A 15276-nucleotide genomic window follows, 5' to 3' on the forward strand; every position below is an offset into this window, starting at 1 on the left:
CGCGAAAGCGCCCCGTTGGACGTGTCTAACGGTACAAGGTTCCATTCGGGAGTCTCGGCTCACCTCTAGAAATCCCGGTAAACCTGGATTATGGTGCTAGGCCATGACGGACCCTTCTCGACGGCACGTACGAGCTGGTCGCGCGCGATCACTAACCGCCGTGAGCCTCGCGCCATGCCAACTGCAGGTCAATCAAGATCCTGCACCCTTGCTCGAGTTCATAAGCACTACCTCCGACCGCGAGATCCACAGCAACGACCGCGGTCGGCATCGTCGCCCGCTCGTATGCAATCGGAAGGGTGTTCTCGAACAGCAGGTTCTTGCCTTCGTAGTCTTCGAACAGCTGATTCCGTTCGGCGAACTCGGAGATCGTTCCGTCGCGAACGTAAGCGGCTCCGTAGTTGAACACTCGCTTGTATCTCACTCCGAGGTGCCGAGCAGCGGGTCGTCCGGTTTCGATAAGGGGACTCCACGAAACCGGCGGGGCCCCATCTGCGCGCGTGTAGAAGTGCACGCGGGTGCGTCCTGATGTCGCTCGCACGATGTCCTCGGGGGATGACGTTGCGATCCTTTGACGCACGCGCGCCAACGTGCTGGTCGAGAGCCAGGTCGGGGTTCGTCCAGAGAGCTCCCACAGCAAGCCCCAGGCGGTTGATGCACCGAGGACTCGTCCGGTCCCGCGCTGTGCCGTAGCTCGGTAGCGCTCGACAGCCGCCTTGCTGGTGAGCCACAACCCCGAGCGCAGCTGACGTCCGGCGATGAGCCTGTCCTTCAGCAATGCCTCGGCATGCCTCTCACTCACCGTCAGCATGGTCGCCACTTCACCTGCGGTGATCTCCCGCTTCTCATATCGCATCGTGCAAACGATCTTATATGGGAGCATTTCGACCGCGTCGTCGAGCTCTTCTACCGATTGAGCTGGGATTTTCTAGCGTGTCACGCCGACTGGTTCAACACATCCTCAATTTCTGGATATGACAAAGATCACAGCCCCCGAAACCGGCACCGCGACCTGGATTCGAGACGCAGTCGCCCAGTCCGCGCCGCTCGACGCCGGCCTCCTCGCGCAGGAGCTCTACGTCGCCGACCCGGTTCGAGTCGGAAACGCGTACCCGCACCAGCGGAACTACCACGGCTACTACTGGATGGCCGCGACCCAGAAGCACGTCTGGCATGAGTCGCTGCTGGAGCGTGACTCCTTGATGTGGCTCGACCACACGGCGGACATCGTCGCCATCGCCTCCCAACCGATGCTGCTCGTGAACGGAGACGGCGTCTACCATTACCCGGACTTCATCGCCCTCGACGCCCGCGGTGAGCAGACCGTCTACGACGTGAAGCCATACGGTCGGCTCAACGCCAAGGCGCTCGCCCAGTTCGAGTGGACCCGCACCGTCTGCGAGACCGTCGGCTGGAACTACCGCATCCTCACCGAACTCCCACACCAGCACCGCGTCAATCTCACCTGGCTCGCTCAGTTCCGCCACCCCGGGCACCACCCCGGCGCAGACGCGGAGGAGGAACTGCTCGCCGCGCTCGGCCCCGACTCCACCGTCGGCGACGCCATCACGCTTATCGCCGCGAGGAGCACGCCCCTCGCCCGAAGCCACGTCTTCCACCTCATCTGGACCGGCGCACTGTCCATCGACATGAACGCCCTCCTCTCCAACGGCACCCGTTTCGTCACCCCCGCATCTCACCGTCAGGAGTTCCCCCGTGCCCACGCCTAACATCGCCGTCGCCGTAGCCATCGACGGAGACATTTACGAGCTCGGAGCCGCCACCACCAAGGGCGTGAGCCTCATCCACCGCGTCACCGGTGACAGCCGCACCGTGACCCACGCCGAGCTCGCCAACATGGTCCCCAGCGAAGAGCAGCGGTCGCCCCGGCTGCTCGACCACGTCCCCTCCCACGTCCTGCACGCCGCAACGGTTCTGGCCACCGACATCGAAGAAGTCCTCACCGGTGAAGGCCGCAACGGCAAGCGTTGGCCGGAGTACGACCTGGCGACCACCAGCCAGGAGCAGCGCATCGCCCGCAAGCTCCTCGACCTGGAGCGCACCGGGCGAGGCATGGCTCGGTCCACCTTCTTCAACAAGCTCATGAAGTACCAGCGAGACGGACTCGTCGGCCTCATCGACGGGCGAGCTATTAGGAATTACATCCCGAACGAAAAGGTCGAGGCGGCCGTCATCAATCACCTCATCAAGACCATCAACGACCAGGTCACGTGGTCCACCGGCACGAAGAAGCGCATCATCGAGCAGACCACGAAGTCAGTTCAGGCGGTGCACCCGGACATCAAGCTCCCGAGCAAGTCCGCGTGGTACCTGCTCATCGACCGACTCGGTCACGGCAAGCACGTCACCGGCAGCGCGAAGACCCGCAAGTCTCTCGCCAACCGACCCAAAGACCGCATGATGGGCAAGAGCGAGCCTCTCCTCCCCGGCTCGCAAGTCGAGGTCGACACCAACACGATGGACCTGGAAGTCCAAACGCCAAAGGGCGAGCGCAAGCGCGCGCGACTGTCGCTCATGCTGGACGTGCACTCGCGCACCATCATGGCCTTCACGTTCCGCTTGGAAGGAACCAAGGGCGTCGACCACACCCTGCTGCTCGCCCAAGCCCTGACCCCACGCGCCAACCGCCCCTCCCGCTCGGAGTATCGCGAGGCTCTTCGTCGGAAGCACCCGCGCCTGCCGCTCCTATCCGACGAGGAGTACGAGCGTCACGCTGCGGAGCACCCGTACATCTACCCGGCCAGCATCACTGTGGACCGCGGTACGGACTACATCTCCCCGACCTTCCGGAACGCGGTGGAGCAGCGTGGCGGGAGCGTTGTCCTTTCGGCACCGCACACGCCGACGAGCAAGCCGCACGTCGAACGTCAGTTCCACACCATCAACACGATGTTCGTTCAACACCTCGAGGGCTACGTCGGTCGCAGCCCCGAGCACAAGGGCGGGAAAGTCCCGACCGAGAAGCTGCTCACCCTCGAGGCGCTTCGCGAGCTGTTCGAGGACTGGGTTATCAGCGTGTGGCAGAACGCACCTCACAGCAGCCTCCGCGACCGACTACACCCGACTCGACACCTGACCCCGAACAAGAAGGCCGGCCAGGCAGCACTGAGCGTCGCGCAGCTCCACCTTCCACTCACCGAGGACAACTTCATCCTCATGCTGCCCAGCAAGTTCCGCCGTATCACGGCCACAGGCATCAAGGTCGACGCGCGCGAGTACGACTCTCCGGAACTCAACATGCTCCGTAACACGCTGTCGGACATGCCTCGCCACAAGGGCAAATGGGAAGTGAAGGTCGACCCGTACAACCCCGAGGCCGTGTGGGTCATCGGCGGAGGAGGCGAACTCATCGAGTGCCTCGAGCGCGGCGCTGAAATCCGGCGGTTCGAGCCCGACTTCGCGCCGGTCGAGGATGACTACCGAATCCTCACCGCCCAGGCCGACGCGGAACTCACCGGCACGCCTTTTCCGCAGCCCAAGCGGCCGACGGCCCTTCCCGAGTTCACCGTCACCGAGGAGGACCTCGACGACGACGACGACATCCTCCCCACCTTCTGAAACGGACCACAATGCTCTCCTTCACCAGCCACGACTCCGACAAGACAGCGCTCAACCGCTGGGAGTCGCTGCTCCACTACCTGCAGCACCCGCTCACCGCGCCGGCGCCGCTCGACACCAACTCGACCGTCAGCCGCTACGAGCACGACCAGCAGCGGATGGACTATCTCTCCGGTGGCATCGTGCTCCTCACCTCGACCGTCGCCCAGGGAAGACTCCTGCTGACCCGCGCCTTCCAGGCGAACCGGTCGCGGAACTCCGGCCACGCCGGTGTCATGCTCTCCGGGGACTCCGCTCTCGGCAAGACCACGACCGCCAAGCGACTGATGCGGTGGGTGCTCGAGGAGTACACCAGGCAGGTCCCGCACTGGGAGCAGGACGAGCACATCCCGGTGATGTACGTCGAGGTGCCCTCCGGCAGCAACGCTAAGGACCTGCTCCGCGAGTTCTGCGACTTCTACGGCCTCTCCGTCCTGTCCCGCGACACCACCGCAGACCTGCGGACCAAGGTCGTCGCTGCCATCCGGCGTGCACGCACCCAGCTCATCGTCGTCGATGAACTCCACAACCTCTCCGGCCGCGCGTCCGGGCTCGGAGAAGCCGTCGACCTCCTCAAGGGTCTCCACAACGACGTCTCCGCCACATTCCTCTACTGCGGGCTCGACGTAACCAACTCCACCCTCATGCACGGCGCCCGAGGACAGCAGCTAATGAGCCGGTTCGCGGTCGTCGAGCTCGAGTCATACAAGTGGTCCAGCGCCGACCACCGCAAGGAATGGAAGCAGCTCATCCGAACGTTCGAATCCCAGCTCCAGCTGCGTAACCACCCGGTGGGGACCCTCAATACGCTCGCCGAGTACCTCTACCAGCGCACCGGAGGCTCCATCGGCTCCCTCAGCCGGCTACTCACCGGTGCCGCCATCGACCTCATCCAGAACAAGGCGAAGGTTGAGCTCCTCGACAAGAATCTGCTCGACGCCTACACGCTCGACCTCACCGCCGAGACCTTCTACCGCAAGGTCCTCGCCAAGAACGCGTCGAAGGGCAAGACCGCTATCGAGAAGGTGATGGCATGACCCCCGCCACCCTCTACCGCCGATTCCCATTCACCGTGCGACCTGGACACCGCGAGACCCTCGACTCGTTCACACGCCGCACCCTCATCGTCAACGGCGAAAGCACCTCGCTCCCGCGGCACCTCGTCACGCTCGCCAAGGCACACGACGCCCACGCAACCTGGGAGTCACTCCTCAGCACCAAGGTCCGCCGCCCGCTCGACAGGCTCATCGAGGCCCCACCCCTCGACGACGCTGGGCTGGACGAGTGCGAGTCGTGCCGGTCGCAGACCACCGAACGTTGGGCGTGCCTGCTCTGCAGCCACGGTGAGCACATCCAGCAGCACCCTCACCTCGACGACCTCGTCTGCGAGCGCCACCGGCGATGGACTGGCCCGGGCACGACGGCGGAGACCCAGACCGCGGTGACGGCAACCGAGGTAGCTGCACACCGCCGGTTTCAGCACCTCCGTCGTGGCGGCGGTCTAGACGTCCACCTGTTCTTCGGGGTCCTCAGCGCGCTCGAAGGTGACCTTGACCAGCCGACGGCCGACGTCTTCCGGCATGCCGTCGCCATCGTCGACTGGGTCCAGCGGGCCGAGACGGTGCACCGCCTGTTCGACCCCGCCGTCCCGTACGCCACTACGTTCGCCTGGCTCCGAGAGGCTATGGCGAACATCGTCGCGAACTCGACCGCGGCCGCCGCGCGAGCGGTCTGGCTGCACCTCTGGCCCGCACAGCTTGCGCTGAACACGGCGCTCCGTGGCTACGCCGGCTATCATGCTGGCGACGCCCACGACTTCCAGCTCCCCGTCGACATCACCAGCTGGTATCCGCGACCCTCGACGCTGCAGAGCACGCGGGAGTACCTCGCGTGCACCGGGGACGACAACCTCTCGGCTCTCGCACGCCTCGCCCGAGACAGCGACAAAGCGCCGACCGTGGCGGAACCGCAGTTCCGCACCATCCACTGCACACGAGGCCACCTCTACATCGAGGTCCGCACGACGGACGAAGAAGACGTCGAGACTCCGTGCCCGACCTGCACCGGAGTCCACGTCGAGCGGGGCGTGAACGACCTCGCGACCGTGTCGCCTCTCATCGGGGCACAGCTCCACCCCACCCTTAACGGCGACCTGACCGCCGCAGGCATCACGGCACGGAGTCACACGGTGGTCTGGTGGAAGTGCCCGGAGAAGGGTCATCCGTTCCGGGCGATGCCTTTCAACCGGACGCTCAACGACGCCGGCTGCGCCGTATGCCTCCAGCGCGTGACTATCCAAGGCGTCAACGACCTCGCCACCACGCACCCCCGCATCGCCCGCGAGCTCCATCCGAAGACCGGATACGCCAAGAACGCCACGCAGCTGAACGCCGCGGACCCGAAGACGCGCGACTGGCTCTGCCCGAAGGACCACGCCTACCGCGCCTCCGTCAAGGCACGCGTCCGCGGCAAGTCGTGCGACGAGTGCAAGAAGCAGCGCACTCGCACCTCCGGACGCAGCATCGTCGACACTCACCCGCACCTGGTCCCGAGCTGGCTGCCGGAACTCAACGAAGGACGCGAGCCCGCGGACTACACGAAGGGGTCAAAGCTCGAGGTCATCTGGTTATGCACAAAGAGCGGGCACACGCACACCTTCCCGATGCGCCTCGAAGCCCGCACCCGGGGTTGCGACTGCCCCTACTGCGCGGGCCGGCTCCTCCTCGAAGGATTTAACGACTTCGCGACCACCGACCCGGCACTCGTCGGCGATTGGCACCCGTACCTCAACCGCAGGAATCCGAATGAGGTGATGCGCGGGTCAACCGACAAGCACCGCTGGAGGTGTAAAGACGGTCACGAGACCCACCAGAGCATCCCCAACCGGCGGCTGTCGGGTGGGTGCGTGGAGTGCGCGTGGCACGAGCGGCCCGGGAACAAGTAGAGACTGAATGAGAGGCCGCGTCGGACGCGCCTCTCAATCAGATGTAACGGATCCAGATGGGTCTCGCGCTCGTTGAAGTTGTGCCGTAGGGTATGCCCAAGATGGGTTTTACCCATCTAAGCCATAGCTTTCGCGTGGTAATGTCTGCATGGATCAAGGAGAAGACCATGAAGCACCTGGAAGGGTTCGTCGCCGCAGGAGAAGTCGTCGCGGACGAGCGCGCCCGGATCGCATTCGGCAAGGCGGGCGTCCGCCGCGACGACCGCTACGCCATCGCCGTGAACGACGACGGTGAAATCCTCCTGACCCCACTGGTCTCGATCCCCAAGCGCGAACTGGTCGTGTGGGAGAACCAGCTCGTCCGCCAGGAACTGGCCGAAGGCCTGCGCCAGAGCGCAGCCGGCGAGGTCGTCGACCTCGGGAGCTTCGCGGAGTTCGCCGACGACGAGATCGACGAAGAAGACGACGAAGCGAACTAGCCCTTGTCTTTCAAGCTCTCATTCACCAGGTTGGCGGAACAGCAACTTCAGGCGTTGGACAGCCCATCAAGCCGCGTCCGTTTCAAGAAGGTCCGAAAGACTCTCGGACTCCTGCAAGGGGATCCGAGGTATCCAGGACTCAACTCCCACAAGTACAGTTCGCTTGCCGGTGCCAACGGTGAGGACGTCTGGGAGTCCTACGTCGAGAACCGCACTCCCAGCGCGTGGCGCGTATTCTGGCATTATGGTCCCGGGGACGGGAAGATCACGATTGTGAGCATTGCTGCCCATCCCGACTAGGGGGTGGGCAATGGGGATGGACCCAGAGGCGAGACTGATCGCCGAAGCGGTGGTCACGTACGCAGATTCTTGTACGCTGCCGCAACTCACCCCCGGATGCCCGTATTACCGCTTTGAAGGCGGTTCTCCGACCTGCTCGGAAGAATGCCGCTCGCTGGCGCACCGCCTCGGCGCGGACGGACGCGACGAGCACAAGACTCAAATCGGGGGACTCGTCCTTCACGGGCGCGCGATCCCCATTCGAGTAGCTGGCGGCATGCGCGACTACGACGCGACGCGCGAATACATCAAGGACCGCGACAAGGAGCCGCGAGACCAGAGCACGGCGTCACTATTGCTATCGCTGGCGAACGCAGTCGTCATCAATGCACTGGCCGGCGACATTCGCGGCCTCGACGATGCGCTCAGGCTATGGGGAGAGGCCGAACGCAGAATCACCGCGTTGGACGAGGTCTTCCGTGCAGGCATCTCGGATCAGGCGGCTAGAGCGATCATCGCGAGAGTCGTGTTGGAGCATCTACACGCCAGCGGGCGGATCGACATAGCCGACGTGACCGGGGCGCCACTGGTAGATGAGGGTGCGAGCTGGCTGGAGGCCGCGACTCTTTCCGCTGAGCACACGGCCTCTCGGACGACTCGTCGCACGTTCCTCGACTTGCCAGACAAAAGCATCCTCAGCCAAGCCCTTCCTCAACTATTCGACTCAGAAGACGAGATCGATGAGTTGGTCTCCAACCCAGTCATCGCACATACGCTAACTGAGACTTTTCGACGACGAGTGATCAGGTGGCTGGGCAATCTACTGCCGGTCGACTTGACTGGGACCCTCAGCGCGAGAGCACCGCACGCGCCGATGTTCGCTGCGCTCGAGCCGATTGCGCCACGTGAGCCCATCGGCTCCTGGCTCTGGGACCGCTTTACGGTTACTCGGATCGAGGACTGGACGACGGCGTCCCTCTCACTTGAATGGGACTGGGCATCGCACTCTCGAACAGCTCCGTGCAACGCTCGGGCAATGGCGGAACGCGTTGTCGATGCCGACACCACCAGCCGTCACGCAATGATCAGAAGCCTTCGCAACTACGCACGGCCGCAGCGATCCGCTGAGTTCAACTCCTCCGAATACGTGGGCCGGGCGTCAGAACTGTTGATCTCGGGAAAGTGGGAAGCCGCGAGCCAAATCTTCGAAGGGGTGGTCGCTCTCTCGCCTGGCGACGCCGTTGCTTGGAACAACCTCGCGTTTTGCCGGCTAGCAGCCGAGCCGGGCGATGCAATCACGATGCTTCGGCGGGCCGAGGCTCTCAGCCGAACGCCTTCACTGGTGACGGCCGCCAACCTAAGCCTCGCACTCCATCTCGTCGGAAAGCACGACGAGGCGCTCCGCATCGGAAGCGCAGCCTTGGAATGGGCCGACCCCTCGCACAGCAGCGGCGCATGGCTGTGGGAGCACCCGGCTGCAGACCGCGATGCGGATCTGGACGCCGAGCTTGTCCTCGGTTATTTCAGTAGCGTGCGCGAGTATCTCGAAACCCTGCTTGAACATCTCGGCCATCCCACCGCTACCACGTGCAGCGCGGCGCTCGCTGGAGAGTCTGGCTGAGGCGCCTTGACACTGCTCCTCCTTCGCCGCGGCAGCCGAACCACCGCGTCAGATACGTTCACGACCCGTTCGGTCCCGTAGACGGCGAAGATCAAGGCGTCTTCGAGACCAGAAAGCTGCATTGACCTGGTTTTCAAATTGACATCTTGTCTGGAGTAGCTGTGGAATGGGCATCCGGCAGGCTGTTGGAGATCGGCAGGAACATCGGTCCGGAGAAGAGGACGAAACCAGCCCAGTAGTCCGGAATAGCTTTGGAAGTGACATCCACCACCCTTCGCACGATCGGCACCGGCACGGTGTCGCCCTCCGGTGCGATCTCGTCGATGCCACTCTGATGCTCCGCGACGACTCCGCCCTCGTCCACGGGCCCAGGCGGCGCAACGACATCGGGAGCCTGCGCAGCAGGAATTCCGGCACGGAGGATTTGACGCCTCCCCGAACGGCAACGTAGGTTACGGGACGGTAACGGTCCTCCCGAAGGGGCCGTGCCCCGAGATCATCTGCTCGCGGAAGGACCCCGTCACGACTGCTCTGCCCTCCGGACGTTCGCTCGAGAACGCCCCGCTCGACCCCGCAGCATCCGCGATCGACTCCCGGCCCCTGCTGCGCCGCGACCGACGTCGCACGTCCGCTCCGACCCCGCCGGAGGAGCCGACCCCCGCGGCGACCGTGACGCCGACCCCGTCCCCGCCCGCCACTCGGGCCGCCATCCGCTCCCGGGCCCTCCGTCCCGAGCCGCAAGGTGCACCGACCGTTGCTGCCGCCGCCGAGCGGACCGTTGCTGCCGCAGTAGAGCTGACCCTCGCCGCAGCAGCGACTCCGGTCGCCGCCGGAGCAGAGCCGACCCTCGCCGCAGCCGACGCGCCCGCCTCCCCCGCAGAGACTTCCGTCGCCAGCGAGCCGACCACCGCCGCCGAGCCTGACACGGCCGCCGAGCCGACCACCACCACCCCCGCACCGACCGGATCCCGCACCGCCCGCACCCCGCGGATCCCGCGGGTCTCGCGGCGTCCGCGGCGGACGGACCGCCCGCGGGGCCGGGGCGCATCGAAGATCAAGGCGCTCGGTGCCGTCCTCGCCGTCGGCGTCATGGTCACCGGGGCCGCCCTCCCGGTACTCGCCCCCGGGGGCGACCACGCCGTGGCGACCGTCGCCGGTGCGGCAGCGCTGAAGGACGCCGCCCAGTCGTACACGGCCACCGATGCCATCCGCGCCACCATCTCCGCGCGCGGCTCCTTCGCGGCGACCACGCCGGAGGAGATCAAGGAGACCCACGCCCGCGCGGCCGCAGCCGCCATCGCCGCGGGCATGCCGCTCAGCAGCGCGATGGACATCCCGATCGCCGACCGGGTCGTGATGCCGATGGCCGACGGCTCGTACTCGTTCACCGATGGCTTTGGGGCCGCCCGACCGGGCCGGTCGCATCTGGGTCAGGACTTCGCCGCCGGCATCGGCACCCCCATCAACGCCGCCATGAAGGGCTGCGTCTCGCGCTCCACGGAGAGCTATCAGGGCTACGGCGTCACGATCCAGGTCGAGAGCATCGTGAACGGCCAGGCGGTGAGCACCGTGTACTCGCACATGAAGAACGGCACGCGCGCCGTCGAGGTCGGTGACTGCGTCGAGGCCGGCCAGTACCTCGGCGACGTCGGCTCGACCGGCTACGTGTTCGGCTCGTGCCTGCACTTCGAGGTGCACATCAACACGGTCGCGATCGACCCGCTGCCGTGGCTCAGGGACAACGTGAGCTGACCGCGGCGCGCACGCTCCCGCAGTCCGGCGTCCCTACGATGGGATCATGCCGCCCGTCGACACCCTCGCCCTCGTCGGCGAGGTGCTGTCCTGGATCGGGCTCGGCGTGGGGGTGCCGCTGCTGCTGATCGCCCTGCTCATGCGGCTGGCCGAGGGCCCGTGGCTCCCGGTCGACATCGCGATCATCGAACGCGACGGCGTCACGATCGCCCGGTGGTTCGCGGGCGGCGACTTCCACGAGCGACCACTGCGCCGCGGCGAATCGTCGACCGCGGACGACGGGTTCACCACGGGCGTCGTCAGCAGCCACAACCCGGCCAGGGCACGGGTGGGCGAACCGCCGCACGCCCGGCGGGCCCTGCGTACGCTCGGGATCGTGTTCACCGCGGTCGGGGTTCTGGGACTGATCGGCTCGTTCGTGCCGCTGTTCCTCGGCTGACGCGGGCGCGGTCTACACCCCGCCGTACCGCTCCCCCACGGGCACGGCCACGGGCAGCACGTTCCCCGGAGGCGCGAGCGGGCAGGCCCACGCCGGGTCGTACGCGCACGAGGGGTTGTACGCGAAGTTGAAGTCGAGCACGATCGTGCCGCGCGCGGCATCCCCGCCCAGGTCGGCGCCCTTGATCGTGTCGAGCAGGTAGCGCCCACCGCCGTACGTGCCGCCCGGATGCCCGGCTGATGCATCGCGCACCGGCACGAACAGCCCGCCGCCGTACGAGCGCAGCCGCCACACATCGAGGGTTCCGGCGTCGGGGATCTCCACCACACCGATGCGCTCGAACGGCACGAGGCCGTCGGTGCCCGTCGCGAACTCGAACGCCGCCGGCTCCGCCGCCAGGATCGGCAATGCGAACCGCCACTGCGGGTCGTACGGCGCGATCGGCAGCCCCTCGAACAGCACCCGATCCTCCGGCAGCAGCGGGGTGGCCGGGTGGTGCAGCATCAGCTCATCGCGTTCGATGCGCCACAGCTCGTGCGCCTCCTCCGGGGAGTCCGCGCGGCGGACGGCCTCGTACAGGGCGAACACCCGCCGCCGCCAGTCGACCACGTCCACCGCCGCACGGGCGCTCGAACTCGTCATCACCCCAGGCTAGTTCGCGTCGCGCGGGCGGGATCAGGTCTGCGCGGTCAGGCGCCCCGCTCGAGCATGTCGGCGTAGCCGTCCTCGAACGACGGGTAGTCCAGGTGGCCGAGCAGCGAACGCAGCAGAGCGCCGTCGTAGACGAAACCGCTCACGCTGCCGCCGTCGTCGGGAGGCACCGGCAGCCCGAGGCGCGCGGCGAGGAACGCCACGACGGCGCCCAGCGGGGCGGGAGCCGCGTCCACCGCGTGCACGAGCGACGGCGGCTCGGGCATCCGCAGCAGCAGGTCGAGCGTGCGGACGAGGTCGGTCTCGTGGATGCGATTCGTGCGGCGCCGGGGGTTCACGGGTGCCCCCTCACGCACGCGGCGCACCAGGAAGTCGCGCCCCGGACCGTAGATGCCCGCGGGCCGCACGACCACGGTGCCGAAGAGGTCGGCCGCAGCGCGCTCACCCTCCCGCAGCCCGCGACCGCGGTCGGTGACCGGCTCCGGGGCGTCGCGCTCGGTGAGCGGGGTCGGGCTGCCCGCACCGTCGAACACCCCGGTGGACGAGACGAAGACCGTGCGGGCGGGCATCGTGGGAAGCGCCGCGGCGAGATGCGCGAGCACCGACGGGTACGCGGAGGCGCCCGTGCCCGGCGGCAGCGTGACCACCACGGCATCGACCGCGGGCAGGGGCTCGGGCAGCGGGGCGGCGAGATCACCCACGACGCCGGTCACCCCCTGGGGCAGGGGCCCGTCGCTGCGGCGGAGGGCGACGACCTCTCCCCCGTCCGCCACCAGCCGTGGGGCCAGCCGCGCGCCGAGCTTGCCGAAACCCACGAGCAGCGTGCGGTGAGGAGGCGGGGCGGCGGTCACCCGTCCAGCCTCCCACGGCGCGGGGGCCGCGGGCGCGGACGTAGGCTGGATCGGTGGCGGAATCGCAGGGGCGGGTGTGGACGGGGGTCCTGCGCGTCGGCCCGCACCGCGGCGACCATCGCGTCGCGATCCGAGCCGCCGTGAGCGTCGCCGTCCCGCTGCTCGTGCTCTGGGCGCTCGGCCGGCTCGACCTCAGCATCTACGCGAGCTTCGGCGCCTTCGCCGCGCTCTACGGCCGCCACGACGGGTTCCGCGACCGCATCCGCATGCAGGCCAGCGCGGGCGGGGTACTGCTCGCGGCGATGCTGATCGGCACGGCGCTGTCGGTCCTGGCCGCCCCGACGGTCGTCAGCGTGGTCGTGGTCGCGCTCGTCGCCGCCGCCGTCACCCTGCTGGCGTACACGATGCAGTGGCACCCACCAGGGCCGCTGTTCACGGTGTTCGCGACCGGGGCGTGCGCGACCATCCCCGCCACCGCCGGCTCGTTCGGCTCCGTGCTGCTGGTGGGCGGGGCGAGCGTGCTGTTCGGCCTGGCCCTCACCGCGCTCGTCGCCGTCGCCACGCGGACCACGGGAGAGGGAGCGCCGAAGGTGCGCCCCACCGTGGGTCCCGTCGCGGTCGAGATGGCGGTCTCGGTCGCCGTCGCCATCGTGGGCGCCGGGATCGCGGGGCTTCTGCTCGGCGGCACGCACTGGTACTGGGCGGCGGTCGGTGCGGTCGCGGCCGTGAGCGGCGCACAGCTCAACGCCCGGATCATCCGCGGCATCCAGCGCCTGGTCGGCACACTGCTCGGGGTGCTCGTCGCCGCCGGGGTGCTGGCGCTCGACCTTCCGCCGATCGCCGTGATCGCCCTGGTCGTGGTGCTGCAGGGAGTCGCGGAGCTGTTCATCGGCCGCAACTACGGCATCGCGATGGTGTTCGTCACCCCGCTCGCGCTGCTGATGGTGCACCTCGCTGCCCCGACCCCGGTCGACGCGCTGTTGACCGACCGCGTGCTCGAGACCCTCATCGGCGTCGCGGTCGGCACCGTGGTCGCCGTGGTGTCCGCCGCGCTGCGCCGCCGTCTCGGCCGCCGCCTCACCCGCCCCTGACCCCTGACACACAGAAGCGCCGCACCCCGAGGGGATGCGGCGCTCCGGTGTCGGTGCCGTCAGGTGCCGGGGTAGGCCCGCAGGCGAGCGGACCCGTCGGGGGTGATCGTCACCGAGCCGCCCGAGCACGGCGGATTGGACTTGCCCACCACGTACGGCACGAGCAGGCCATCGAGCCTCAGCGGTGCATACACGGCGTCGCTGTTCTCCTGATCGAGACACTGGGCTGTGGAATCGTTCCAGTTCCAGTACTCGACCCACGACGCCTGGGGTGAGATGAGCGCACCCTGCTGCGGCACGAACAAGTTGCCGATCGAGAAGCTCGTGCCGTCGGCCGTGTCGGTCACCGTCGAGTTCCACCAGCCGGGGCGTCCGGGGATCTCCGCGACGCGGAAGACATACGTCCGACCGGTGGTCCACGGACGGAACACCCGGACGGATCGGCCGGGCGCACCGTCGGTGTCGCCGGCCATCACCCCGTGCAGGCTCGGATTGACCTCGGCGTCGGTCGCCCCCCAGAGGGAGAACAGCCACTGCCTTCCGTTCGTGTTCCCGTAGGTCTGCACGCCGGTGTAGCCGCCCGACGTTCCAGAGATCCCGAACTGGTGGCTCCAGAAGATGTTCGCGGTCATCGTCGGCATCACCCGCAGCAGCGTGCTGAACTCGGCGACTCGGCCCGCGGCCGTCGCGCGGGGGTACGCGTAGAGCCCGGGCACTCCGGTTCCGTTCGTGTCGGCCTTCGGGTCCGGGGGCACGTCCACGATCCGGAAGGGCGATGAGAGCGCCCGGTGATGCGCGGCACCGGCGCTGAACGAGCTGGCCGACATCAGGTCGGCCACGAGCACCGTCTGCGCGTTCCATCCCGTCGGGACGGCGGCGTTGCTCACCCCCGCCACCGAGAACGTCAGGTCCGCCGGCGCTGCGAGGTCGCGCGCGAGGCGGTAGACCGCGTACGCGAACTTCCGCGAGCCGGTGTTCGGGTTGTAGTTCTCCGTGTAGTACTCGTCGGGGTCTCGCACCCAGAGGCCGTCCGAGGTGCTCGCTCCGACGGCCGGACCGCGGAAGAAGGCGAAGCCCGACGGGAAGATCCCGGCGTCCGCGCCGATGAACAGGCGGGATCCCGCAGGAAGCGAGACCCCGGGCGCCAGCTGCAGACGGAAGCGCGCCTCCAGCAGGTAGTTCTCCGGCCATGTCGGATCGCCGGTGTCGCGATCGCTCCCCGCCGGAGGCGAGTCGAAGCCGACGAACGACACGGTCACTCCATCCGGGACGGAGTCCGCGGCCGCGGAGACCGGTGCGGCGGTGGAGGCGAGCGCCGCCATGGCCACCCAGGCCGCGCTCTTGGCGAAAGTCCGTCTGCTGATTCCTTCGGTTCCCATGCGAGGGTCCCCCTATCTCGGGTCGATCTTCGCCGGTCGCGTTCGACCGGCCCCCGCTCGGCCTCCGCAGGATGCCACGGCGTCAGAGAGCCCACCTGATCGCTCGCTGATTATTCTCCGGACGGTCGCCCCCCTGACCCCTGACCCCTGACACACAGAAGCGCCGCACCCC

14 protein-coding genes are annotated in these 15276 nt (G+C 67.6%); 9 read left to right on the forward strand and 5 right to left on the reverse strand.

All coding sequences use genetic code 11. From position 1 onward, the window contains the following. Window positions 1-151 precede the first annotated feature (151 nt). Window positions 152-856 carry a hypothetical protein gene (locus DW309_RS07555; RefSeq protein ID WP_136045021.1) on the reverse strand — a complete coding sequence of 235 codons (705 nt, stop codon included), beginning with the start codon at window positions 854-856 and terminating at the stop codon, window positions 152-154. 118 nt (window positions 857-974) lie between these two features. On the opposite strand from DW309_RS07555, the gene DW309_RS07560 reads away from it, so the two are divergent. The 6 genes from DW309_RS07560 (at window position 975) to DW309_RS07590 (ending at window position 8941) form a co-directional block, all read left to right on the forward strand. Further along, a complete protein-coding gene (locus tag DW309_RS07560) occupies window positions 975-1730 on the forward strand; it encodes a TnsA-like heteromeric transposase endonuclease subunit (protein ID WP_136045022.1) in 756 nt (251 codons plus the stop codon). After that, the gene (locus DW309_RS07565) at window positions 1717-3579 is read left to right on the forward strand and encodes a TnsB C-terminal domain-containing protein (protein WP_136045023.1); all 1863 of its coding nucleotides are present in this window, start codon (window positions 1717-1719) and stop codon (window positions 3577-3579) included. Before DW309_RS07560 ends, DW309_RS07565 begins: the two co-directional genes overlap by 14 nt. Window positions 3580-3590: 11 nt before the next feature. Then, window positions 3591-4655 carry a TniB family NTP-binding protein gene (locus DW309_RS07570; RefSeq protein ID WP_136045024.1) on the forward strand — a complete coding sequence of 355 codons (1065 nt, stop codon included), beginning with the start codon at window positions 3591-3593 and terminating at the stop codon, window positions 4653-4655. Then, the gene (locus DW309_RS07575; RefSeq protein ID WP_136045025.1) at window positions 4652-6562 is read left to right on the forward strand and encodes a zinc-ribbon domain-containing protein; all 1911 of its coding nucleotides are present in this window, start codon (window positions 4652-4654) and stop codon (window positions 6560-6562) included. The genes DW309_RS07570 and DW309_RS07575 overlap by 4 nt, the downstream gene beginning before the upstream one ends. A 101-nt stretch (window positions 6563-6663) precedes the next feature. Then, the gene (locus DW309_RS07580) at window positions 6664-7041 is read left to right on the forward strand and encodes a hypothetical protein (RefSeq protein ID WP_240753151.1); all 378 of its coding nucleotides are present in this window, start codon (window positions 6664-6666) and stop codon (window positions 7039-7041) included. A 556-nt stretch (window positions 7042-7597) separates the two neighbouring features. Further along, the gene (locus DW309_RS07590; RefSeq protein ID WP_136045027.1) at window positions 7598-8941 is read left to right on the forward strand and encodes a tetratricopeptide repeat protein; all 1344 of its coding nucleotides are present in this window, start codon (window positions 7598-7600) and stop codon (window positions 8939-8941) included. A 133-nt stretch (window positions 8942-9074) separates the two neighbouring features. Here DW309_RS07590 and DW309_RS07595 read toward each other — a convergent pair whose 3' ends face one another. Next, a complete protein-coding gene (locus DW309_RS07595; protein ID WP_136045028.1) occupies window positions 9075-9305 on the reverse strand; it encodes a hypothetical protein in 231 nt (76 codons plus the stop codon). A gap of 305 nt (window positions 9306-9610) precedes the next feature. On the opposite strand from DW309_RS07595, the gene DW309_RS19995 reads away from it, so the two are divergent. Continuing rightward, on the forward strand, window positions 9611-10693 hold the full coding sequence (locus tag DW309_RS19995) for a M23 family metallopeptidase (RefSeq protein ID WP_240753152.1): 1083 nt from the start codon (window positions 9611-9613) through the stop codon (window positions 10691-10693). A gap of 46 nt (window positions 10694-10739) precedes the next feature. After that, on the forward strand, window positions 10740-11132 hold the full coding sequence (locus DW309_RS07605; RefSeq protein ID WP_136045029.1) for a hypothetical protein: 393 nt from the start codon (window positions 10740-10742) through the stop codon (window positions 11130-11132). Window positions 11133-11144: 12 nt separating this feature from the next. Here the strand turns inward: DW309_RS07605 and DW309_RS07610 are convergent, their stop codons facing one another. Further along, window positions 11145-11774: a DUF1684 domain-containing protein gene (locus DW309_RS07610; RefSeq protein WP_136045030.1), complete on the reverse strand. Its 630-nt coding sequence runs from the start codon at window positions 11772-11774 to the stop codon at window positions 11145-11147. 47 nt (window positions 11775-11821) lie between these two features. Continuing rightward, on the reverse strand, window positions 11822-12634 hold the full coding sequence (locus DW309_RS07615; RefSeq protein WP_240753153.1) for a sugar nucleotide-binding protein: 813 nt from the start codon (window positions 12632-12634) through the stop codon (window positions 11822-11824). A gap of 53 nt (window positions 12635-12687) precedes the next feature. Here DW309_RS07615 and DW309_RS07620 point away from each other — a divergent pair, with 53 nt between their 5' ends. Then, window positions 12688-13725: an FUSC family protein gene (locus DW309_RS07620; protein WP_168387219.1), complete on the forward strand. Its 1038-nt coding sequence runs from the start codon at window positions 12688-12690 to the stop codon at window positions 13723-13725. A gap of 59 nt (window positions 13726-13784) precedes the next feature. Here DW309_RS07620 and DW309_RS07625 read toward each other — a convergent pair whose 3' ends face one another. After that, complete coding sequence (locus DW309_RS07625; RefSeq protein WP_136045031.1) at window positions 13785-15104, reverse strand: hypothetical protein; 1320 nt, start codon at window positions 15102-15104, stop codon at window positions 13785-13787. Window positions 15105-15276 lie beyond the last annotated feature (172 nt).

Origin of the sequence: Microbacterium sp. K41, from assembly GCF_004794395.1 — a bacterium.
Taxonomy (GTDB): domain Bacteria; phylum Actinomycetota; class Actinomycetes; order Actinomycetales; family Microbacteriaceae; genus Microbacterium; species Microbacterium sufflavum.

What these genes read in the sequence shown, in the direction of transcription:
- DW309_RS07555 (WP_136045021.1), bottom strand. Translation starts at nt 856, where the DNA reads ATGCGATATGAGAAGCGGGAGATCACCGCAGGTGAAGTGGCGACCATG.
- DW309_RS07560 (WP_136045022.1), top strand. Translation starts at nt 975, where the DNA reads ATGACAAAGATCACAGCCCCCGAAACCGGCACCGCGACCTGGATTCGA.
- DW309_RS07570 (WP_136045024.1), top strand. Translation starts at nt 3,591, where the DNA reads ATGCTCTCCTTCACCAGCCACGACTCCGACAAGACAGCGCTCAACCGC.
- DW309_RS07575 (WP_136045025.1), top strand. Translation starts at nt 4,652, where the DNA reads ATGACCCCCGCCACCCTCTACCGCCGATTCCCATTCACCGTGCGACCT.
- DW309_RS07580 (WP_240753151.1), top strand. Translation starts at nt 6,664, where the DNA reads ATGGGTTTTACCCATCTAAGCCATAGCTTTCGCGTGGTAATGTCTGCA.
- DW309_RS07590 (WP_136045027.1), top strand. Translation starts at nt 7,598, where the DNA reads ATGCGCGACTACGACGCGACGCGCGAATACATCAAGGACCGCGACAAG.
- DW309_RS07605 (WP_136045029.1), top strand. Translation starts at nt 10,740, where the DNA reads ATGCCGCCCGTCGACACCCTCGCCCTCGTCGGCGAGGTGCTGTCCTGG.
- DW309_RS07610 (WP_136045030.1), bottom strand. Translation starts at nt 11,774, where the DNA reads ATGACGAGTTCGAGCGCCCGTGCGGCGGTGGACGTGGTCGACTGGCGG.
- DW309_RS07625 (WP_136045031.1), bottom strand. Translation starts at nt 15,104, where the DNA reads ATGGGAACCGAAGGAATCAGCAGACGGACTTTCGCCAAGAGCGCGGCC.